Annotated in this window: 14 protein-coding genes and 1 pseudogene; 7 read left to right on the top strand and 8 right to left on the bottom strand. The window is 61.1% G+C overall.

Going from position 1 to position 22,017, the window contains the following annotated elements:
* The first annotated feature begins 3 nt into the window (after positions 1-3).
* The 3 genes from ACVJGD_RS19160 to ACVJGD_RS19150 all read left to right on the top strand — a co-directional run bounded on the left by ACVJGD_RS19160 (position 4) and on the right by ACVJGD_RS19150 (position 4,680).
* A complete protein-coding gene (locus ACVJGD_RS19160; protein ID WP_456635807.1) occupies positions 4-990 on the top strand; it encodes an FAD binding domain-containing protein in 987 nt (328 codons plus the stop codon).
* 11 nt (positions 991-1,001) lie between these two features.
* Positions 1,002-3,278 carry a molybdopterin cofactor-binding domain-containing protein gene (locus tag ACVJGD_RS19155; RefSeq protein ID WP_456635806.1) on the top strand — a complete coding sequence of 759 codons (2,277 nt, stop codon included), beginning with the start codon at positions 1,002-1,004 and terminating at the stop codon, positions 3,276-3,278.
* A gap of 334 nt (positions 3,279-3,612) precedes the next feature.
* Complete coding sequence (locus ACVJGD_RS19150; protein WP_456635805.1) at positions 3,613-4,680, top strand: YkgB family protein; 1,068 nt, start codon at positions 3,613-3,615, stop codon at positions 4,678-4,680.
* Here ACVJGD_RS19150 and ACVJGD_RS19145 read toward each other — a convergent pair.
* A complete protein-coding gene (locus tag ACVJGD_RS19145; RefSeq protein ID WP_456640295.1) occupies positions 4,673-5,002 on the bottom strand; it encodes a c-type cytochrome in 330 nt (109 codons plus the stop codon). The genes ACVJGD_RS19150 and ACVJGD_RS19145 overlap by 8 nt on opposite strands.
* A 292-nt stretch (positions 5,003-5,294) precedes the next feature.
* On the opposite strand from ACVJGD_RS19145, the gene ACVJGD_RS19140 reads away from it, so the two are divergent.
* Complete coding sequence (locus ACVJGD_RS19140; RefSeq protein WP_456635804.1) at positions 5,295-5,981, top strand: haloacid dehalogenase type II; 687 nt, start codon at positions 5,295-5,297, stop codon at positions 5,979-5,981.
* Positions 5,982-6,019: 38 nt separating this feature from the next.
* Here the strand turns inward: ACVJGD_RS19140 and ACVJGD_RS19135 are convergent.
* The 7 genes and pseudogenes from ACVJGD_RS19135 to ACVJGD_RS19105 all read right to left on the bottom strand — a co-directional run bounded on the left by ACVJGD_RS19135 (position 6,020) and on the right by ACVJGD_RS19105 (position 17,315).
* Positions 6,020-10,850: pseudogene (locus ACVJGD_RS19135) on the bottom strand (NAD-glutamate dehydrogenase).
* Between the two features lie 390 nt (positions 10,851-11,240).
* Complete coding sequence (locus ACVJGD_RS19130; RefSeq protein ID WP_456635803.1) at positions 11,241-12,386, bottom strand: DUF2336 domain-containing protein; 1,146 nt, start codon at positions 12,384-12,386, stop codon at positions 11,241-11,243.
* A gap of 228 nt (positions 12,387-12,614) precedes the next feature.
* Positions 12,615-13,196, bottom strand: coding sequence for a MarR family winged helix-turn-helix transcriptional regulator (locus ACVJGD_RS19125; protein WP_456635802.1), 582 nt, complete (start codon positions 13,194-13,196; stop codon positions 12,615-12,617).
* 659 nt (positions 13,197-13,855) lie between these two features.
* Positions 13,856-14,641: a response regulator transcription factor gene (locus ACVJGD_RS19120; RefSeq protein ID WP_456635801.1), complete on the bottom strand. Its 786-nt coding sequence runs from the start codon at positions 14,639-14,641 to the stop codon at positions 13,856-13,858.
* 1,429 nt (positions 14,642-16,070) lie between these two features.
* Complete coding sequence (locus tag ACVJGD_RS19115) at positions 16,071-16,388, bottom strand: DUF1476 domain-containing protein (protein ID WP_456635800.1); 318 nt, start codon at positions 16,386-16,388, stop codon at positions 16,071-16,073.
* Positions 16,389-16,405: 17 nt separating this feature from the next.
* Positions 16,406-16,816: a F0F1 ATP synthase subunit epsilon gene (locus ACVJGD_RS19110; protein WP_456635799.1), complete on the bottom strand. Its 411-nt coding sequence runs from the start codon at positions 16,814-16,816 to the stop codon at positions 16,406-16,408.
* Positions 16,817-17,072: 256 nt separating this feature from the next.
* The gene (locus ACVJGD_RS19105) at positions 17,073-17,315 is read right to left on the bottom strand and encodes a GCG_CRPN prefix-to-repeats domain-containing protein (protein WP_456635798.1); all 243 of its coding nucleotides are present in this window, start codon (positions 17,313-17,315) and stop codon (positions 17,073-17,075) included.
* Positions 17,316-17,580: 265 nt separating this feature from the next.
* Here ACVJGD_RS19105 and ACVJGD_RS19100 point away from each other — a divergent pair, with 265 nt between their 5' ends.
* The 3 genes from ACVJGD_RS19100 (at position 17,581) to ACVJGD_RS19090 (ending at position 22,013) form a co-directional block, all read left to right on the top strand.
* Entirely contained in the window at positions 17,581-18,666 is a 1,086-nt protein-coding gene (locus ACVJGD_RS19100; protein WP_456635797.1) for an AI-2E family transporter, read from the top strand.
* A 117-nt stretch (positions 18,667-18,783) separates the two neighbouring features.
* Positions 18,784-21,012 carry a DUF3141 domain-containing protein gene (locus tag ACVJGD_RS19095; RefSeq protein ID WP_456635796.1) on the top strand — a complete coding sequence of 743 codons (2,229 nt, stop codon included), beginning with the start codon at positions 18,784-18,786 and terminating at the stop codon, positions 21,010-21,012.
* A gap of 29 nt (positions 21,013-21,041) precedes the next feature.
* Entirely contained in the window at positions 21,042-22,013 is a 972-nt protein-coding gene (locus ACVJGD_RS19090) for a phosphate acetyltransferase (RefSeq protein WP_456635795.1), read from the top strand.
* The last annotated feature ends 4 nt before the right edge of the window (positions 22,014-22,017 follow it).

Genomic DNA, 22,017 nt, shown 5'->3' with positions numbered 1-22,017 from the left:
ACGATGAGGATGTTCACCTATGAGCGCGCGTCCGGCCCGCGGGAGGCGGCCGCCGCTGTGGCTGCGCGTCCCAATGCCAAGTTCATCGCCGGCGGCACCAATCTCATCGATTTGATGAAGCTGGAGATCGAGCAGCCGATGCATCTCGTCGATATCAGCCGGCTGCCGCTGCGCTTGATCGAGGAGACGCCGGAAGGCGGTCTGCGCATCGGGGCACAGGTTCCCAATAGCGATCTTGCGGCCGACATGCGGGTGAGACGGCGCTATCCGCTGCTTTCGCAGGCGCTCCTCTCGGGTGCCTCCGCCCAGTTGCGCAACAAGGCCAGTACTGCCGGCAATCTGCTGCAACGTACGCGCTGCCCGTACTTCTATGAACGCGGCATGCCATGCAACAAGCGCGACCCCGGCTCAGGCTGCAGCGCGCTCGGCGGCTTCAACCGGCTTCACGCGATCCTCGGCGCCAGCGAGGCCTGCATCGCAGTCCATCCATCGGATATGGCGGTGGCCATGTCGGCACTCGATGCACGCGTCGAGACGATACAGCCGGATGGCCGCATACGGGTCTTTTCGATTGGCGAACTGCACCGCCTGCCGGGAACGACGCCGAACATCGAGACCACGCTCGCCACTGGCGAGATGATCACCGCTGTGATCTTGCCGGCACCGCCGCCCGGCCGGCAGCTCTACCGCAAGGTCCGCGACCGCGCGTCCTATGCTTTCGCGTTGGTCTCGGTCGCTGCGATTGTCGACGCCAGCGCGGGACGCATCCGCAGTGCGCGCATCGCAATGGGCGGTGTTGCGCCGAAGCCTTGGCGTGCTGCCGAAGGCGAGCGTGCTCTTGCCGGGCGCGCCGCGGGCGAAGAGACCTATGCCGCGGCCGCCGATGCGGCCCTTTCCGGCGCGCACGCCGAAGGCCACGCCGCCTTCAAGATCGAGCTGGCGCGGCGCACGCTGCGGCGAACGCTCGCTGAAACCGCCCAAGATATCTGAGGTGTAAGACGATGGCACAAGACCACATCGTTCAGGCGACGTCGCGCGCCGGCGCTGCCACGGCAATCGGCCAGCCCGTGGACCGTATCGACGGCACGCTCAAGGTCACTGGGAGGGCGCGCTACGCCTACGAGCACAAGCTCGACCGCGCGCCGGCCTTTGGCTTTATCCTTGGTGCGAGCATCGCCAAGGGACGCATTGTCGAGATCGATACCGGCGATGCCGAGCGCGCGCCCGGTGTCATCCTGGTGATGACGCACAGGAACGCACCGAGCCAATCGGCCTTCGGTCCCGCTGTCACGCCAACTGTGCCGGAGGTGTTCACGCGCGCCCGGCCGGTGCTGGCGAGCGAGCGTGTCCGCTATCATGATGAGCCGGTCGCGCTGGTCGTCGCCGAGACTTTCGAGGAGGCGCGAGCGGCAGCGGGGCTGATCAGGCTGCGTTATGCGAGCGAACCGGGCGCGTTCGACGCCGCAGCGGCGAATGTCGAGATCTACCGGCCCGAACGCATCAATGCCGGCTTCCCGACGGACTCGACCCTCGGCGACTTTGACCGCGCTTTCGCCGACGCGCCGGTCAGGCTCGACGCGGTTTATGCGACGCCGTTCGAGAGCCATAATCCGATGGAGCCGCATGCGGCCATCGCCGAATGGGATGGAGATCGGCTGATCGTCCATACTTCGGCGCAGACGCTGGCGAATATCCAGGCTGGCCTCGCCAATACGCTGCGCATCTCGCCGCAGAATGTCCGGGTCATCAGCCCCTTCATCGGCGGTGGCTTCGGTTCCAAGCTGATCGTTCATCCCGAGACGGTCTGCGCCGCACTGGCCGCGCGCGTTCTCGGCCGGCCGGTGAGGGTCGCTCTGACGCGGCAGCAGATGTTCGCCAATGCCGGCCATCGCCCGGCGATGAACCAGCGGGTCCGGCTCGGTGCGGACTGCGATGGCCGCCTGACCGCGATCGGGCATGAGGTCACCTCCTCGACATCCCGTTTCGAGGAATTCGCCGAGCAGAGCGCGGTGCCGACGCGGGCGCTCTATGCCGCGCCAAACCGCCGTACGACGCATCGCCTCGTCCGACTCGACACCAATCGCGGCGAATGGATGCGGGCACCCGGCGAAGCATCTGGCCTGCTCGCGCTTGAATGCGCCATGGACGAGCTTGCCGAGCAGCTCGGTCTCGATCCGATCGACTTGCGCATCCGCAACGAGCCGGAGCGCGATCCGGAACGCAACGTGCCTTTCTCCAGCCGCAACCTGATTGCCTGCATGCGCGAGGGAGCCGAGCGCTTCGGCTGGCGCAACCGCCCGGTGAAGCCGGGCAGCCGTCGGGAAGGCCGTAAGCTGATCGGCTATGGCATGGCAGCCGCGATCCGTGCGAATTATCTCGGCCCAGGCTCGGCACGCGTCGCCATCGATGCGCGGGGCAAGGTCACGGTGCAGGCCGACATGACTGATATCGGCACCGGCACATACACGATCCTGGCGCAAGTCGCGGCCGAACGGCTGGGCGTGCCGCTCTCGGCCGTCAAGGTCGAGCTCGGCGACAGCCGTCTGCCACGCACCGCCGGTTCGGGCGGCTCGTGGGGCGCCTCGAGTTCGAGCACGGCGGTCCACAATGCCTGTCTGATATTGCAGGAGCAGATTGCGTCCGCAGCCGCATCGCATGAGCGTTCGCCCTTGCGTGGCGCGACCATTTCGGAAGCACGTTTTGTGGGCGGCGAGCTCCGGCTCGGCTCACGATCGGAAAGTCTGGTGGACCTTCTGCCCCGGATCGCACCGGACGGAGTGACGGCCGAAGGTTCTGCGGTCCGCGGCGAAACCTATCGCACCTATTCACAGCATGCGTTCGGCGCGCATTTTGCCGAGGTCGCAGTCGATATCGACACCGGCGAAACGCGGATGCGGCGCATGCTCGGCGTCTTTGCCGCCGGCCGTATCCTCAATCCGAAGACGGCGCGCTCGCAAATGATCGGCGGCATGATCTGGGGCGTCGGGGCGGCGCTGATGGAACAGACCGTGCTCGATCCTCGTCATGGCCATTTCGTCAACCACGACCTCGCCGAGTACCACGTGCCCGTGCATGCCGATATTCCCAGCGTCGAAGCCGTCTTCCTTCCCGAGGAGGACGACAAGGGCAATCCGCTGGGCGCCAAGGGCATCGGCGAGCTCGGCACCTGTGGCGCGGGAGCTGCAGTCGCAAACGCGATCCATAACGCAACCGGCGTGCGTGTCCGCGACTTTCCGATCACCCTCGACAAGATCCTTCCCGGACTGCCTGTCGGCTGAACTCCGCCCGACTGGACATTCCGCGCGAGATGCGGGGCAGCCTTGCCGGACAAGGGGGCTGAGGTTGATGTCTTCGGCGTTTTTCTTGCGGGAACCAAACCACAGGGGCCCTCCGCAAGTCGTGAAGGGGTTGAGAGTGTAAGGCGCGGAGAACGTGGCATATCCCGCCTGTCTGCCCGCAATGGGTGGACGAGAAATTTCTCGCGAGGATCGGGGTGCCCTGTAACCAAACCATAGCGATCCACGAAAGGAGGTTGGGGCCATCCGTGAATTTCTACGACGGGTCCAAAATGTGAATCTGTTGGTGACCCACGTAGCAGACAGCGAGGCGATCATGATCAACTATCTGACGGCTGCATTGAGCAGGTCCGGCCTTCTCAAGGAGGATCTGGATTATCACTTGATCCGTGCCTCGATGGTGATCGTATTTTTGTTGTTCGGATATCAGAAATGGTTCGCGTACGAAGCGCGGGTCCTGATTCCCTATATCAGCAATGGGCCCCTGATTTCCTGGATGTATCCTGTTTTCGGTATTCGCGGAGCCAGTTGGTTCTTAGGCGTTTCGGAGTGGCTGATCTGCTTGCTGCTGTTCTGGGGATTTTGGAACAAGCAAGCGGGAGTCCTTGGTGCTCTCGGGTCATGCGCTACGTTCGTGGCAACCGTCACCATCATTCCATTCATGCCGAATGGGTGGGATCAGGTTGCTGGGGGCTTTCCAGCGATGACCGGAAACATTCCCTTTCTTATCAAGGATGTCGTGCTTCTGGCCGCGTCATTCTATTTGCTCAAGCAGGATGTCGTAAGGGCGGTGCGCAGCGGCACATCGAACTATCTGATCGGAAACCTTAAGAAGATACTGGCTGGCGTTGGTCTTCTCGGCGACGATGTCGAATACCATGTACTCCGCGCCTCTATGGTCATCATATTCGCATTTTTCGGCTACACGAAATGGCATCAGTATGCGGCGCAGGTCATGGTCCCCTTCATCAGCCACAGCCCTTTCATTTTTTGGCTGTATCCAGCCTTCGGCCTGCGCGGTGGGGCCCGGTTCCTGGGCGCCTCAGAGTGGACGATCCTGGTTCTCTTGTTCGCGGGATTCTGGGATAAGAGGCTCGGGCTTCTCGGCGCCCTTGGTTCAACCATCACGTTTCTGACGACCCTCACAATCATCCCGTTCATACCGAATGGTTGGGATCCGGCAGCCGGATTTCCTGCGATGGCTGGCGAGGTGCCATTCCTGCTGAAGGACATTGTCCTTCTTGCTGTATCGGTCTACTTGCTGAAGAAGGACGTGGTGAGAACGGCACTTTCCAGCGGAAAGCCGGAAATGGTTGTGCAGATGCTCTCGCCGACTTGCCGGCCCGCGGATGCCCGCGCTTTGGCAAATCCAGCCTTCAAGTGAGCGATGCGATCGAGTTCGTGCGCGCCGCGAGCGACCGGCCACTCAGTCCGGTCGCAGTGCCGTATCGGATCGAACTCGCGCCACGTCGGCCGCTCCGACGGGCGCCGCAACCGTTGCGCATGTAGGTGAGCACCGTAGCGATCTGCGCGTCATCGAGTTGGCGGCCGTAGGATGGCATGCCGGGAGCCGTCGGTTGCGCTTGGGTCGCGACGCTTCGGGCGCCGCGCAGCACGATGCGTATCAATGTCGTGGGATCGTCGGACTTCACCATCGAGGAGTCCGCGATAGACGGGAACAGTTCGGCGACGCCCTTGCCGTCGATGCCGTGACGGGCCGAACACTGATCGCGGTAGATGGCGGCCCCGTTGAGGTGGGTCGTCTGATAGGTCGCAATATCGTACGAGGTTCCGGTTACAGCACTCGGAGGAAATTCCGTGAGCGCCTGGATGGGCTAAATCCGGCCCGAAAGCGCGGAACCAGAGATCGTCACGCGGAAGTTTCGATCAGATGAGGAACTGAGCCTTTTGCCAGGGTCCTGTAACCAAACCCGAACGATCCACGAAATTGGTCATGAGAGAGTCTGGAACGGACGTTGCTAATCGGAGCCCAATAACATGACCACCCTTCCTTTGATCGTCTTCGACGTTAATGAGACGCTTCTCGACCTTCGAACGTTGGAACCGACGTTCGAGCGCATCCTTGGCGAGAAGGGCGCCATGCGGCTCTGGTTCGCCAATTTCATACTGTATTCAACGGCCCTGACCGTAGCCGGCTGCTACGTTCCCTTCAGCGACATCGGGTCGGCTGTCATGAAGATGCTGGCGAATACCCAGGGCGTCAAAATTGATGAAGCGGACAAGAAAGAACTAATCGAAAAATTTTCGATGATGCCGCCCCACGCCGAGGTGCCGGCGGCGCTTCGCAAGCTGCGCGATGCCGGTTTCCGGCTGTTCACTCTCACCAACAATCTGCCCGAAATTCAAAGCCGCCAGCTCCAGCATGCCGGCATTATCGATCTTTTCGAACGGCGACTCAGTGCAGACAGTGCGAAGCATCTGAAGCCGTCGCCGCACGCTTACGCTTACGTCGAAAGGGAGCTCGGAGTTGGTTCTTCGCAGCTCTGCCTTGTCGCCTGTCACACATGGGATACGCTCGGGGCGGTGGCGGCCGGTTGGGAAGCGGCAATGATCAAGCGGGTCGGCAACGATGTCTTGGCAGTAGGCCCTCAGCCGCAGATTGTCGGCGATGACCTGAATGATGTTGCCGATCAGCTCATTGCACGACACAGGGCGCGAAGCTAACCGCCGGCGATGTTCTGACACTGCGGCGGCGATTCCTCTCAACCCTTCACCATGTCCCCCAGCAGGTTCGCCGCCACCGTCAGCTTGGCGAGCGTCAGGCCGCTGGCCGCAATCTCTTCGACCGAGCGGCGGATGCGCGTCGCTTCAGGATGAGCCGCAAGCCAGTCGCCCGCGGCCTGCTGGCCGCATTGGCCGGTTGCCAGCATATCCGCAGCCAGCCTTCTTTCGGCGGCCGCGATCTGGTCGACGGCGCGATCAATGGCGAGACGTTCGTAGTTGTCGTTGGCCGTCACGCTACGTGCGGCCGCGATGAGGCGATCGAGGCGGAAATTGGCCTCGGCCGCGAAGAAGGTTGTGGCGGCGTCGTCGATGGTCCGGCCGGTGCGCTCCGCGACGGTTACGATATCCGGTGCCGAGACCAGGGCGTCGAGATCAGCAAGCTCGCTCGCGAGGTCGGCTGGGACGCCGGCATCGATCAGGTCCTGCCGCCGCTTGCTGCGCCCCGCCTGCACGTCCTCCGGCAGGGTCTTGTCGAGTCCGGCGGCGATTTCGCGGATGCTCGGGCCGAAGCGAGCGATGACCGAGTCCAGACCTGCCTTGAAATCAACGTTGCGCACGTACCAGAGCATCCGGGAGAGCAGGAGATCCTGAATCGCCGCGTAGAGGCCAAGTTGCGCTTGCCCGTCGATGCGGGTGTCTAGTCCGTCGATAGCGTCATTCAGCCGCTTCAGTCCGTAGGACTCATCCACCGCCACGAAGGCCATGACAATGGTCGACACGTCGGCATCCGTCTCGTCGATCAGACGCACGACACAAGCCGGGCCGCCACGATTAACAACAGCGTTCGCGAGATTGGTTGCGATAATCTCCCGCCGAAGGCGATGGTGGTCCACTGCGGCGGGGAATTTGTCCTGAACCTCGCGCGGGAAGTACTGGGATAGTTCGCGGGCGAGATAGGGATCGTCAGGCACGCTGGTCACGAGCAGATCGTCGTAAAGTGTCAGTTTGGCGTAAGCGAGCAGCACGGCAAGTTCCGGCCGGGTCAAATATTGGCCGCGCCGGGCACGTTCGGCGATCGCCGCATCGTCCGGCAGGAATTCCACGGCGCGGCTGAGAAGGCCGCGCTGCTCGAGCGATTGCATCAGGCGAGTGAGGAAGCCGGTCTCGGCCAGCCCCTTGCGTTCGGCCAGTGAAAGCGCCAGCGTCTGCAGATAATTGTTGCGCAGCACCAGGGCGCCGACCTCGTCGGTCATCGCGGCGAGCAGGCTGTTGCGGTCGCTCGGACTGAGACGCCCTTCGCGTTCGGGACGTGCCAGCGCAATCTTGATATTTACCTCGACGTCGGAGGTGTTGACTCCGGCCGAATTGTCGATGGCGTCGGTGTTGAGCTTGACGCCTTTCTGCGCGGTCTCGATGCGGCCGCGCTGTGTGACGCCGAGATTGGCCCCTTCGCCGATCACCCGCGCGCGGATATCAGCGCCCGTGACGCGGATCGGATCGTTGGCGCGGTCGCCGACCTGATCGTCGCTTTCCCCCGACGCGCGGATATAGGTGCCGATGCCGCCAAACCAGAGAAGGTCGACGCGTGCCTTGAGGATCGCCGTCATCACCTCGAAAGGTGTAGCCTGCGGCTTGTCGAGATCAAGCAAGGCCCGCACTTCCGGCGCCAGCGGGATTGCCTTTAGCGAACGCGCGAATACTCCGCCACCCTGCGAGATCTTTGACTTGTCGTAGTCCTGCCAACTCGACCGCGGCAAGTCGAACAGGCGTTGGCGCTCGGCGTGGCTGGCGGTCGGGTTGGGTGAGGGGTCGATGAAAATATCGCGGTGGTCGAACGCCGCAACGAGCCTCGTTGTCGGCGAGAGCAGCATGCCATTGCCGAAGACATCGCCGGACATATCGCCTACGCCGACAGCGGTGAAGGGCATGGTCTGGATATCGATGCCGAGTTCGCGGAAATGGCGCTTGACCGCTTCCCACGCGCCGCGGGCAGTGATGCCCATTTTCTTGTGATCATAACCCTGGCTGCCGCCGGAGGCGAAAGCATCGCCAAGCCAATGTCCCTTCTCCACTGAGATCGCGTTGGCGATATCGGAAAAGGTGGCGGTGCCCTTGTCGGCAGCGACAACGAGATACGGGTCGTCGCCATCGTGCCGCACGGTGTCGTCGGGCGGTACGATCGCGCTCGCCGTCGAGATTGTCGGTGAGTTCAAGCAGCGAGCGAACGAAGATGCGATAGGCTTCGGTGCCTTCTGCTATCCAGGCCTCGCGATTGGAAGGCGATGGCAGCCGTTTGGGCACGAAGCCGCCCTTGGCGCCGACCGGCACGATGACGGCGTTCTTGACCTGCTGCGCCTTGACCAGGCCGAGAATCTCGGTGCGGAAATCCTGCGGCCGGTCGGACCAGCGCAGGCCGCCGCGCGCGACCTTGCCAAAGCGCAGGTGAATGCCTTCGACACGCGGCGAATAGACGAAAATCTCATAGAGCGGCTGAGGTGCAGGCAACTCCTCGATCTTCCGTGCGTCGAATTTGACGGAAATCACCGGGCGCGGATGCCCGTCTGGACCGATCTGCCATAGATTGGTGCGGACGGCGGCCTGCACCAGATTGGTGAAACGGCGCAGAATGCGGTCTTCATCCAACGAGGCGACGGATTTGAGCTGCTCCTCGATCTCGGCCAGGAGGGCCGTCTCGCGCGCCGAGCGCTCGGCATCGGTGGCGGTGAGGCGCGGGTCGAAGCGGGCCTGGAACAGGGCGACGATGCTGGTGGTGATCGCGGTGTTCTTGCGCAGAGTCTCCCACATGTAGTCCTGGCTGAACGGCGCGCGGATCTGATGCAGATAGCGGGAGAGGGCGCGGATGGCCGAAACTTCGCGCCAGCTCAGGCCCGTGCGCAGGATCAACGCGTTGTATCCGTCGGATTCGGCGCGATCGCCCACCACCGCCATGATCGAGGCTTCCAGGCGGGGGGCGAATTCCGCGGTGATGACGATCGGCTTGCCGTCATTGGTCTCGATCGTCATGTCGTGCAGCCATACCGGCGCGGGTGCGGGTGTGGCGCTGGGGGTGATCTCGTAGGTGCGCTCGTTGACGACGCGCAGGCCATGATTTTCGATGACCGGCACGCGGTAGGACAGCGACAGGGGCGCGCCGCGCGAAAACACCTTGAGGCCGAATCGCGTCGGATCATCATCGTCGATGCGGTAGACGGAAAGCGCCACGGAACGAGCGGCAGTGAGCTTTTCGATGATGGCGATATCGGCAATCGCCTGCGAGGTATCGAAGACCTCGGTATAGCCACCGGTAAAGGCGCGTGCATAACGGTTGGCGATCAGGCGGGCCCGCATGCCGTCCGCGGTGGTCGCAAGCGCGGCTTTCAGCTTGTCAGCCCATGTTGCGGCGATGGCACTGATTCCGGCTTCAAGCGTGGCGCGCTCGATGACAGGCGTGTCGCCTTCATAGCGCCCGATGATGTAGTGGACGCGGGCGAGCGATCCCTCGGGGAAAGCTGCGTAGGAGGCCGCCAATTGCCCCTTATAGACCTGCGCCAGGAAGCTGGCGACGCGCGTACGCACGTCGGTGTCATATTTATCACGCGGAATGAAGACGAGGATGGAGACGAAACGGTCGAATTTGTCGGCCCGCACCAGCGCCCGCACGCGGGGGCGCTCATAGAGCATCAGTATCTCCATGACGAAATTGTAGAGAGTCTCGACGTCGACCTGGACGAGCTCGTCGCGCGGATATTCTTCAAGGATGTGCAGGAGCGCCTTGCCCGAATGGCTGTCCGGCTCGAAGCCGGCGCGCTCGAGCACCTGCGCCACCTTGTGGCGGACATAGGGGATCTGCCGTACCGAGCGGGTATAGGCGGCTGAGGTGAACAGGCCGACGAGGCGCAACTCGCCCTCAAGCCGGCCGTCGGGCGTATAGAGTTTGATGCCCACGTAGTCCATCCGAACGCGGCGATGAACGCGGCTGCTCACATTGGCCTTGATGACGATGAGCAGCGTGGGCTCTCGCATGAACGCGCGGATCTCGGACGTCATCACCACCATTTCGCTGCCGCGGCGCAGGACCTTCACATCGGGATCGCGCAGGATGCCGAGGCCTTCGCCGGTCGTGATGTCGTCCGACGCATCGCTGTCTGGCGCGAAGCGATATTCGCGCAGGCCGAGAAAAGTGAAGTTGTCGGCGCACAGCCATTGCAGGAACTGGGTGGCTTCGGCGACTTCGTCGATCGGCATCGGCGGCGGATTGGAGCTGAAGGTCTTGATCGCCTGCTCCACGCGGGCGCGCATGGCTCGCCAGTCGGTGACGCAGGCGCGCACGTCGGCCAGCGTCTTGGAGAGGCTGTCAATCAGCTTCTGGCGGTCGGCGTCGGCATCCAGGCGGGCGATGTGGAGGTGAATCAGGCTTTCGCGCTCGCCCTTTACCCCCTCCGGGAGTGTCTCGCCATGGAAACGCAGCAGCTTGCCTTGCTCGTTGCGCTCCACGGCTATGATCGGGTGGGCGACCAGCGTGACCTCGATGCCCTGCTCGGCAAGCTCCGCCATGGTGGAATCGAACAGGAAGGGCATGTTGTCGTTGAGAACTTCGAGCACCGAAATCTCGCGCCCGTCCGGCATCATCGGATTGATGACGCGGATGTCGGCACTGTCAGCGGTGCGCCGCTGCACATGTTCCCAGGCTTGTTCTGCCAGAAAGGCCAGGGACGCGGCATCGTAGTTGGCAAGGTCCTCGATGTTGCCGTGGCCAAACAGAAGCTCGGCAAAGGCTCGGGGGGTCCTGCCCGGCTGCACGCTCCCACCGGCCTCGCGGATCAGGGTTGCCCGGGCCTTGTCGTCACGCCACGCCATAATGTCCTCCATTTCCCGCGCCGACGGACCGCAGCCACGATCGCCTGCTCGATTTCGGAGTGCATCTCTTCGAGCGCCATTGTCTTGACCGCAGTCGGTTGCGTAAGCGAAACCTTGGTCCTCGAACTTCGGTAGCTCCTGATATCCGACATTATATCATCTTGGCGCGACCAAGGGGTGAGCTGTCGTCAGCGCGCCGCAAAGGCTTTGCGGTGCAGCGCGAAGTGGACGTCGGTGCCGTCGACTTTCCCAGGGTCATCCGGAAAACAAAGGAATTTCAATTACGTATGAGTCGTAATTCGTCAGCCTCGATCACGTTCATTGGTGACTGGCAGGTAGGCTTTCCACTCGGCCGGGAGCAGGCGCTCCTCGCCCTGTCCATAGGCTCTTGCATCCTGCAATCTATCCCACGGCGACCGCCAGGGCTGCAGGATTCGTCGGCGCGATTGGATAGCTTTCGCCCGTGCGGGTGTCACGGCGCGCCTTGTAGAACTCAAGCACACGTCTCGCCGTTCGGAGTTCAAGCCGCTCGAAGTTCTCGCGCGCTTGATCAAGGTCGATCTTGGTTAGCCTGCGCTCCGCTACCCTCATCAGCAGCAAAGCTTTGGCGGTTGCCCAAGAGCATCCGCTGGCCCTTGCGACAAGTTGCACGGTGCCAGGATTGTCATGAAGAATTGCCCGCTCGACCAATTCAATGGGACAGGCTGCAAGGACCGACAACGCCATCACTGCTGTTTCAAAATCCTGCGTTCGAGCGGCTGCGTGAACGTCGGCTTCGCCGAGTTCCCTCCAGTATTTGCGCCGCTTTATCCTCTTCCTTGCCCTCGCGTGATCCGGAGACTGACTGCGAACCTCCAAGTTTATGTCGTCGATGACCTCTGTCACAGCGTCGTGCACGGCGCCGGAAAGTTGCGGATTTGCTGCGACGATCTTGCTGCGCACGGAAGCAGAAGCAGTTTCCATAAGTTTCAGGAAGTGATGCCGAGGGATGTCATGACGCGTCCCGACATGCAGCGCAAGCTGGGCATCTTCGCATGATCGGGCGACAAGCTCACGAAAGCTGCCATCCGAAATGCGGGCGCCCGGGTTACTCGCAACGGCATGGACCACGCCAGCTTCGCCGCGCAGAATCAGCAGTTCCACGATCGCCTCGCTGATTGTTCGGCGTTGCGCGATTGCGTGAAGGTGGCCCTGACTTTGCGTGCTGGCGCAGATAGCAAGATCGGCTTCGCTAAGCGCATCCGACTGACTGAGAACCGGAGCCGCCACGGCAATCGCATCATCCTGCGCAAGTGCTCTGACCAACGTTGCCGGCGCATTCGGGTCAGTCGCGAGATGGTGAGCCAGCTTGACCCTGGTTTTCAACTCAATCACGGCAACGAGGGTTTTGAATATCTCGTCGAACAGTTTGATTTGCTGCTTCGAGTAGCGACCAGACCCGGCAAGGAACAAGTCTGTAATGCGGGTGAGGGCCTTTAGCTGCCGTTTCGTCGACCCAGATGTCGTCGTAGTCTGAACTTCATTGATTAGTGAATAGAACGTCGTCATGCTCATGGGTCTCGTCAGCACATTCACCTTTGACGGTGGGGAGTTTATGGTGACGTGCTAGCACGCAGGCATGAAGATTTTTGGCTCGAGCTGCGTCATAGATGATTAAAATTGTCTCCACTCGAAGCATCGTCTGGCTGCTCGAAGCTACGTTCTTTGTTTTGCTCTCTCCGCATGTAGCAACACGAAGAGGGTTAACGGACTTCTGCGGTGCCAACGTAAGTGAATCTATCGCCGGCCCCGCTCGAAGCTCGCGCACAATAGCGTAGTGTCGTCCGACGTAATCGCTGTACGAAAGAAGCGGCATGTGAATTGTGGCGAGGCGTTGCCTGCCACGGCCTCGGGACTATTCTCCGTCAAGAACGTGCACTCCTTGCATATGTCCGCATGCTGCCGGTGCTGGGTAATATCCAACCGGTCCAACACCTGGCGGAGTGCATCGCGAGAACTGGTCTGCCGTTCGACGCCGAGCGCGGCAATCGCCTTTACAAGAACGTTGATCGGATCATGCCCAAGGAATTTCTCACCCTGCGCGGTCACGCATAGTATCACCGAGCGTTTGTCTTCCGCAGCGGGCTTGCGCACCAGGAATCCCTTTTTCTCAAGTACCTTGACGATTTGAGATGCGGTGCCCCTGGTGGTGCCGACAAAATTGGCCAATGCCGACGGCGTCCGGGAGAATCGGTTCGCGCGGGCAAGAAAGCGCAGGGCCATCCATTCACGATCGCGCAGCCCGTGCCGACTACCTTCGAAATGCCAAATCCTCGCAGCTTGAACCAACAATTCAACTGTCTCGCGTGCTAACGTCATGATCGACCCAACTCAAAAATTTGCGAGCAGTTTCGCGGCGCGCACCTCATCCGCTTCGTGATTCGCCAGCCGTTTGGTTCGAGGCTCAACTCAACTGCATGTCTCCCAGCCCACTAATGCGCCGGCCATTAAGAAATTATCTGCTGATCGTCTGAATTTCCCGGCAAGCAACACTGACTTCATTAATCATCCGAAGATTGGACCGGACCACACACTGCAGCAGGCAATCCAGATCGTCCGTGACAATGCCGCTGTCGCAATCGCAAGCCGAAAGGTCGGCGGAGCATTTGAAGAATGATGTTCACGTTACGGAACGTCTCCAAAGGATTCACGCGAGATCAGACAAGATCGTGTTGTTTTACGGATACATTTTTCGAGGCAGTGCGCGAAGTCACGATCATCATTGCCTGGCGGTATCTGACGCCGAAACGGATGGTATTGAGTTCATCGTTGCACTGGGCGAGAGTGAGTGACAGTGACTGATCTCCAGGTATATGCCGTCACGGCTGGCGGCAGGCCTGCGCGTCGCGCAAGCACGTGATCCATCAGTATGGGATGCTTGCGCTTGCTGCAGTGAGGGACAGCTCGTCACTGAACCTGCGCGACCGCCCCGCGGTCGTTGGTCATACGGTCGCTCCGGTGGCAATGCGTTACCTGCCTTAAACGATAATCTCGTTTGCTCTCGTGAGGATAGGTCGTAGTCTCGACGATGTTTGCTTGACCGGGATGCCGAGAGTTAGGAGATCTCGCGTCGTATCGTCTACGGCGACTCTTGTTGACGCATCGAGGCGGTACCCGACATATCGCCTGGAGACGATCGGGTCGTAGCCGAGACGATCGCGCAGCTTCTTGCGCAGTTTGCTTACGTGACTTTCGATCACGTTTTCATCGAACGTGGTCTCGAAGATCCCGTATACCGCATTGAAGATCTGCGTTTTGCTCAGCCACTTCCCCTGGTTGCTAACCATGTGTTCCAGGATGCGGAGCTCGCGACGCGGCAGCGTCATGTCTGCTCCACCGATTTCCGGATCCCTCCCGTTAAAAAAGACGCGAATCGCACTTTGCCCGCCATGGACCGATTGTACCGAACTGCGACGGGAAATCGCGGCAGTCCTTGCCAGGATCTCGCGTGGGTGGATTGGAACATGGACGACATCATCCACACCAGCATCAAAGAGCTCAACCGTGTGCTTGAGCGCTTTCAGATTGTTGAGCGCGATGATCGGCGCGCGGCAGCGCTTCCGGACAGTGCGGGGCAAGGAGGCGCGAGCAGCGCAATCTCCGAGAAGAAAAGCATCGATGGCCGACAGGTCATCGTCGCTCGCAGACGCCAGCCACTCCAAAAACTCCGCTGACGAAAATCCAGCAGAAGACACGCCTTCACGATCGAAACCGCCGATGTAGCCGGTTGCAACGCTCTCCCGATCATCAATGATTACGTACATGCGGTATATGCCCCCATTCGCCTGGCGTGTTGAAATTTCTTGTAAGGACGTTTTCGTTCGGTGTGCGCCGGTGGTGCTGATAGCGCGAAGAGGCGCTGCAACTGGTGTGAGGGCAACCGGATGGAAGCGATGCACGTTTCGTCATCAATGATCGAAACACTGTTGTGTGGTCATTGCATGCAACAGGGCTTGTCCGGTCCAGCGGCCTATCGGCCCAGAACCAACGGACCATAGAGTGGCAGTACGCAATTTCTGGCTGAGAAACGGCCAAGCTCTCGTTGGCCGCAGAACTTGCCCTGCGCAGGCAGCTTTTGCATTCCGGATAGGTCACTTGCAGATTCTATTGTGGCGTGAGCTCAGCGCATCGTGGATTTGGGTCTTGAGGTTCAGACTCGACGAGACGCCACAAACGCACACGCACACAATCGTGAAGGTGTCCCTAAGACAGAGCTGGTCACCTTGAACGTAGAACGGCCCCAGCGCAGTCGCGTTGGAGTGCTTACCCCTGTTGAGCGCTCCAAATTTTTGCCGTTCTTCTGGAGCAGCGACGTGAATCATTCGCCCTGACGTTGGCAAAATGCAGAAACGCAATCAAGCTCGCCCGGACAACACTTGGTACGCGGCGCGATCATTTGTTTTGAGGTCTTTGAAGCAATTAGTTTTGAAACAAATATTAGATGATTTGGTAACGACGTTATTTACGCTCATGACCCACATCATGGAACATGATCGACGAGGTTCGACCTGGCACCCCGAGATGGTGCTGGTCCGCGGCGGGTCACCGCATGACGTTGAACGAACGACTGCGCGTTGGGTCGATCGTCGGAAGGTGACGTAGATCGCCTTCAAACCCCAGTGGGCTCCTGTGGCACAAACTGCACTGGTCAATTGTCGGCGGCAGTCGCATCATATTGGCGTGGAGTATTGGGGCCATGCCATCACTCTCAAACCCGACCCGCGCGAAGACCATAGTGATTCTCGCTATCGCCCGATTGCGTTGGCGCAGGGGCGTTCTCGGATTGAGGTCTGGCTCGTTCTGGTTCGCAGAGAATGATCTGGTATTCAAGGCGATCGTGATCTCGCTCGGAATATTTTCCAGCCTGACGACCGCTATTGCCATGCTCTACCTGTGACCGGGTCAAGATGGACCTAATGCAGTGCGGCACAGTCCATCGGCGGCTTAGCTGAGTGTCAGCGACAGGTAGACCGTCTGCGGGTCCCGCCGCGAAGCGATCGTATTTCGACCTGGCTGCCGTCGGTCAGACGCTCGCGTGCCGTGTAGGTTGCGGCTTCCGGCATCCGGTGCCTCTTGTTCCAACAATTCAGCGGCAGGTCTCACCGACCAGGCCGAGTGAGGAAGCCGCACCGGAGCATGGCGCTCGATTCAACCAGGCGATGTCGAGCGGAGCAGGTGGAGACGCCTGCCGAGCTATATCTCCGCTTCGAGCTGCTGCAGTGCGACGCGAATATACTCCTGCATTTTCTCGGAAATCTGGTTCTTTGTAATGCCTCTCGGTGTCAGATCGCCGGAGACCCTGAGCAAGGTGTCGTCGATCGTCTGATTCTCCAGATTCGCCGTGACGAGGTGGTTCGCATAGGACGCTGCTTCCTCCCCTGCCAGCCCGAGCTGCACAGCCGCCCAGTTGCCCAGCAACTTGTTGGCTCGGGCCATCGCCTTGAATCTAAGTTCCTCGTCGTGAGCGAATTTTGCTTCCATCGCCTTTTCGCGCTCGTCGAAGGTGGTCATGACCTGATCTCTATCTTCTAGAAGGCGGTTGCTTGCGTGAGGGTGACGTGAATTGCCTTGTAGTGATCCAGGCGGGCGATGGCCTTATCCAGTTCTTGCCCGGGCGCCGTTTGCCTTAATGCGTTCTCGAGTTGCTCGATCCGATCCTTCAAGGCCACAAGATCAAACTCTCCGACGGGCGATGCCGTCTCGGCCAAAATCGTGAGCTGGCCATCCGAAAATTCGGCCAGCCCGCCCAGCAAAACGAATGACTCGCGAGCATTCTCCCTTATCATCGTCGCGATGCCCGGGCGCAGCATCGTGACGATTGGTGCGTGACCCGCGAGCACGCCCAGATCGCCCTCGGCTCCGGGGAGGTCGACCTGATTGACCTCATCCGCAAACAGAAGGTGCTCCGGCGAAACGAGGGTCACCTGAAACCTGGACATCAGCGGAACCATCACTCGTCAGGCTGGCGCTATTCAGAACCAAATGTGACCGCGAGATCGGCAATCAAACCTGCCGTTCGGGGGACCTGGGAGCTTGATCTAAATCAACCTGCGTCGAGTAACGGTTGTAGGGACCCGCGGGGGCGCCATTCAGTCACCAGCACGTGACGGTCGTGTGAATTTGCGCGGGCCGCGAGTCGCGGCTCACTCAGGCCGGCTCCCACATGACGCCGGCCATCCCGATCTGAATCGCTCTTTAGTTGGGGTTGATGATGCAGGCTCCGTCGCGAGGGCTCCAGATGAACCACCGGTAGCACGGAGGACGGGGGCGACTCGTGGCCGGACACTCATTCCGCACACGTGCGCCTCTGTCCCAGCCATCGACGACGCACCCACCGTTGCGCGCCACATGGCAGCCGGGGCCGCAGCCGTCTGCGGCATTGGCCATGCCAGTGCTCACGAGTGTGGCTGCGAACAGAACTGCAAATGTCACTCTCATCTCTATCTCCTCTCGCCCCTCATGTTTCTACAGGCAAATGCTGCGCTGAGCGCGGCGTTGATCTTGGATCAATGGGGCGGAAAAGCGAAGCCCCTGCCCCGGTGGGAAAAACGGGCCGGGCGAGGGCACCAATTGCGCGGCGGTGGGGCAGTGAGCCCGTGCCGAGCCGTTTCTGCCGTCAGCGCGTGGGTGCTTGATCTAAGTCAAGACGCATCGCGTAGCGCGATGGGTACTTTTTTGCGCTGCCGCGAACGAGAGCGCGCCCTTGAGAACACTTCGCCAGCTTTTGTCCGGGGAGGACATCATTCAGCTTGCAATCCGGCTCGGATTGCTCGCTTTCCTGATCTACTGGACCTTTGTCCTTGTGCGCCCCTTTGTACCGATCGTGGCGTGGAGCGTGGTGCTCGCTGTCGCCTTCTATCCGGTCTTTAGCGGGCTCGCCAAGTTGCTCGGTGGGCGTCCCAAGCTGGCGGCGGCAATTCTCACCATCGTCAACCTCGCGATAGTCATCGGTCCGGCGACCTGGCTCGGTCTGGGCGCGGTGGAGGGTTTGAAGGAAATTGCCGGACAGCTCAGCGCCGGAAGCCTTGCGGTTCCTTCGCCGCCTGGGCGTATCAAGGATTGGCCGCTGGTCGGCGCGCAGCTCTACGATCTCTGGGACCAGGCATCGATCAACCTCCGTGCCGTCTTGCGCGAAGTCGCGCCGCATCTGAAGCCGTTGGCGGCGACTATTCTCGGCTTTGCGGGTGATGCCGGCGTCGGAACACTCAAATTCCTCCTGTCGGTTGCACTGGCTGGCTTTCTCTTTCCCTATGGACTGCAGCTAGTGGCGGCGGGCAGGGGATTCCTGTCCCGCGTCGTTCCCGAGCAGAGTGAACACTTCCTGGAACTGGCGGGGGCTACGATACGCGCGGTATCTCAAGGCATTATCGGCGTCGCTATCATCCAGTCCTTGCTGGCCGGCATCGGCCTCAAACTGGCGGGAATTCCGAATGCAGGCCTATTGGCTTTCGCGATCCTGCTGCTGAGCATCGTGCAGATCGGTTCGGCGATTGTGCTGTTTCCGGTGATCATCTGGCTCTGGACAGCCAAGGACGTCACGACGGCGCTCCCGCTGACCGTGTTTCTGGTGATCGTCGGCTTGCTCGACAACATCTTGAAGCCGCTGGTGATGGGGCGCGGCCTTACCACACCTACGCTCGTCATCTTTATCGGCGTGATCGGAGGAACGCTCGCGCACGGAATTGTTGGCCTCTTCATCGGCCCGATCATTCTGTCAGTTGCCTGGGAGTTGACGGTGGCCTGGATCAACCAGGATCGCGCCCACCTTGCGCGATCGGCGGAGCAGTAGCCCGCGAGTCGAAGCCGCTCAAAACGGACCATTTCGCTCCGCTTCACGACGTTGACCTAGATCAAAGTTTGAGGTGGTGGGGCGCATTCAATCGACGCGCGACAGGGAGATCCGGACATGTCGATTGACAAGGCACCGCTTGCGCGCGATCCCGTGTCAGGCCTCATTGCCTCAGCCGTGGAATACATGATCGATGCCGGGCAGCGCAGCGTGCTGTTCCTGGACATCCTGCGCCGGCGCGGCGATCAGTATCAGGAGCACATCGCCCAGACGGCACCGCATGTTCTGCACTACACCGCCGAACTGGTCATGGACGGGCGCAAGCTCACCGCGCCGGTGAACTACGCGCTGGTGCGCATCATTCCGCCCGAGGATACCGAAATCGATCTTGAGCGGCGGCCATTCATCGTGGTCGATCCGCGCGCCGGGCACGGGCCGGGAATTGGCGGGTTCAAGGCGGACAGCGAGATCGGCGTCGCCATGAAAGCCGGTCATCCCTGCTACTTCATCGGTTTCCTGCCGGAACCGATGCCGAACCAGACCATCGAGCGCATCGCGCGCGCGGAGGCGTTGTTCATCGAGGAAGTCATCAGGCGTCACCCTGAAGCCGATGGTAAGCCCTGCGTGATCGGCAACTGCCAGGCCGGCTGGGCCGTGATGATCCTTGCATCGCTGCGTCCGGAACTTTTCGGGCCCGTCATCATCGCCGGCGCGCCGCTTGCCTATTGGGCCGGCGTCCACGGCAAATATCCGATGCGATACTCGGGCGGCCTGCTTGGCGGCAGTTGGCTGACGGCGCTCACCAGTGACCTTGGCGCCGGCAAGTTCGACGGTGCCTGGCTGGTGCAGAATTTCGAGAACCAGAATCCGTCGAACACGCTGTGGAGCAAGCAGTACAATGTGTATTCGAAGGTCGATACCGAGGGGGATCGCTATCTCGAATTCGAGCGCTGGTGGGGCGGGCACGTCAACCTGAATGCGGAAGAAATCCAGTTCATTGTCGATGAGCTCTTCGTCGGCAACAATCTTGCCGCCGGTCGCGTCAAGATGTCCGACGGCACGACGGTCGATCTCCGCAATATCAAATCGCCGGTCGTGGTGTTCTGCTCCAAGGGAGACAACATCACCCCGCCACAGCAGGCGCTGCACTGGATCCTCGATCTCTACGCCGACGTCGACGAGATCAGGGCCTATGGGCAGACTATCGTCTACACGGTTCACGAAAGCGTCGGCCATCTCGGAATCTTCGTTTCCGGCGGCGTTGCCAAGAAGGAACACGCGGAATTCTCAGGCAATATCGACCTGATCGACGTGCTGCCGCCGGGCCTCTATGAAGCGACCTTCGAGGCAAAGGACGCCGATACTGCCAATGCGGATCTTGCCGTCGGCCAGTGGGTGATGCGCTGCGAGGCGCGCACGTTTGATGACATCCGTGCCATGGGCGGAAATTCGCCGGAGGATGACCGGCGCTTCGCCGCCGCCAAGCGCGTGTCCGAGATCAATCTGGCGGCCTATCGAAAGTTTGTCCAGCCCTGGATCAAGGGCATGGTGACACCGCAGATGGCCGAGTGGATGCGCAATCTGCACCCGCTGCGCCTGCAATATGAGGCCTTCAGCAGCCACAATCCTTTCATGGCCGCTGTGAAAGCGACGGCAGACACCGCGAGTGAGCATCGCAAGCCGGTGTCATCAGACAATCCGTTCCTTGCCTTCCAGGAGCAGGTCTCCAAGCAGATCGTCCAAGCGCTCGACAGTTGGCGCGATTCGCAGGAGGCGCTTAGCGAGGCCATCTTCCTCGCCGTCTACGGTTCGCCCGCACTCCAGGCGGCTGTTGGAATTGATCCGCAATCGGCGCCGTCGCGGCGGCGGGAGATGTCGCCGGAGTATCGCAAAATGCTGCAGGCGCGGATCGCCGAGTTGAAGTCCAGGATCGATGAGGGCGGCCTTCGCGAAGCGGCCATTCGCGGTCTGCTCTATGTCGGCTCGGCGCGCGGAATGGTGGACGAGCGCAGCCTTGAAGCGCTGCGTCAGGTTCGACGTAATTACAGTGGGGCGCGACTGCCGCTGGCACAATTCAAGATGCTGGTGCGCGAGCAGTTCTTCATGCTGCTGCTGGACCAGGAGCGCGCGCTGGCCGCGATTCCGAAGTTGCTGCCTGACAATGCCAATGAGCGCCGCGCGGCGTTCGCCGTGATCCGCGACGTGCTGTCGGCCAGTGCCGAAATCTCCGGCGAGGTCGCCAAGCGATTGCGGCACGTCGCCGGGCTGTTCGGTCTGGATGCGAGCGAAATGTCGGAAAGGGGTTCGAAGGTTGCCCCATTCGACCCGAAGGCGAAGGCGTCGTAACGCTGGTTGGAAGAATCCGGAGCGTCACCATGAGCGTCATGCCCGCAGCTTCAGGCGAAGTGCGATCCCCGACCAAGTATGATCGGTTGATCGCGGCCGCCAAAGCCGTGCCGCCCGTACCGACCATTGTCGTGCATCCCTGCGACGAGACTTCGCTGCGCGGCGCGTTGGACAGCGCGGAAGCCGGCATCATCCGTCCGCTGCTGGTCGGCCCCGAAGCCAAGATCAGGGGTACTGCAAGCAAGCATGGCCTCGACATCACCGGCTTCGAGATCATTGATGCTCCGCATAGCGAAGCGGCGGCTGCCACAGGCGTCGAGCTGATTCACGCGGCCAAAGGCGAAATGCTGATGAAAGGCAGCCTGCACACCGACGAACTGATGCGCAGCGTGACGGCAAAAGCGACGGGCTTGCGGACCGACCGGCGCATCAGCCATGTGTTCGTGATGGACGTCCCGGCCTATGCCGACACGCTGTTTGTGACGGATGCGGCCATCAATATTTTCCCCGATCTCGATGACAAGCGGGACATCATCCAGAACGCCATCGACCTCTTCACAAGGGCCGGTTTCGGCACGCTCCCGCGGGTGGCGATCCTGTCGGCGGTCGAAACCGTCACCCCCAAGATCCCATCCACTATCGAGGCGGCGGCGCTTTGCAAGATGGCGGATCGCGGGCAGATCACCGGCGGGGTGCTCGACGGGCCGCTTGCCTTCGACAATGCGATCGACCTGGAAGCGGCCAGGATCAAGGGAATAAAGTCCGAAGTCGCGGGGCGCGCACAGATCCTGGTCGTTCCCGACCTCGAGGCTGGCAACATGCTGGCAAAGAATCTGGCCTATTTCGCGAAAGCCGACGGCGCCGGCATCGTGCTCGGGGCCCGGGTGCCGATCGTCCTGACTTCCCGGGCGGACTCGCCGCGGGCGCGCATGGCCTCCTGTGCAGTCGGGGCGCTCTATGCCGATGCGCGGCGCCGACTTGCTCCAATTGCCGCCGCGTGATCGC

The sequence above is a fragment of the Bradyrhizobium sp. USDA 10063 genome (assembly GCF_054063735.1).
The sequence above is the reverse complement of the archived record's forward strand: the minus strand, read 5'-3'. Positions and strand labels throughout refer to the sequence as shown.

Excerpts from the sequence above, each read along its gene's own strand:
- ACVJGD_RS19160 (WP_456635807.1), top strand. The coding sequence starts at position 4 with ATGAGGATGTTCACCTATGAGCGCGCGTCCGGCCCGCGGGAGGCGGCC.
- ACVJGD_RS19155 (WP_456635806.1), top strand. The coding sequence starts at position 1,002 with ATGGCACAAGACCACATCGTTCAGGCGACGTCGCGCGCCGGCGCTGCC.
- ACVJGD_RS19150 (WP_456635805.1), top strand. The coding sequence starts at position 3,613 with ATGATCAACTATCTGACGGCTGCATTGAGCAGGTCCGGCCTTCTCAAG.
- ACVJGD_RS19140 (WP_456635804.1), top strand. The coding sequence starts at position 5,295 with ATGACCACCCTTCCTTTGATCGTCTTCGACGTTAATGAGACGCTTCTC.
- ACVJGD_RS19130 (WP_456635803.1), bottom strand. The coding sequence starts at position 12,386 with ATGACGACGTTCTATTCACTAATCAATGAAGTTCAGACTACGACGACA.
- ACVJGD_RS19125 (WP_456635802.1), bottom strand. The coding sequence starts at position 13,196 with ATGACGTTAGCACGCGAGACAGTTGAATTGTTGGTTCAAGCTGCGAGG.
- ACVJGD_RS19120 (WP_456635801.1), bottom strand. The coding sequence starts at position 14,641 with ATGTACGTAATCATTGATGATCGGGAGAGCGTTGCAACCGGCTACATC.
- ACVJGD_RS19115 (WP_456635800.1), bottom strand. The coding sequence starts at position 16,388 with ATGACCACCTTCGACGAGCGCGAAAAGGCGATGGAAGCAAAATTCGCT.
- ACVJGD_RS19110 (WP_456635799.1), bottom strand. The coding sequence starts at position 16,816 with ATGTCCAGGTTTCAGGTGACCCTCGTTTCGCCGGAGCACCTTCTGTTT.
- ACVJGD_RS19105 (WP_456635798.1), bottom strand. The coding sequence starts at position 17,315 with ATGAGAGTGACATTTGCAGTTCTGTTCGCAGCCACACTCGTGAGCACT.
- ACVJGD_RS19095 (WP_456635796.1), top strand. The coding sequence starts at position 18,784 with ATGTCGATTGACAAGGCACCGCTTGCGCGCGATCCCGTGTCAGGCCTC.
- ACVJGD_RS19090 (WP_456635795.1), top strand. The coding sequence starts at position 21,042 with ATGAGCGTCATGCCCGCAGCTTCAGGCGAAGTGCGATCCCCGACCAAG.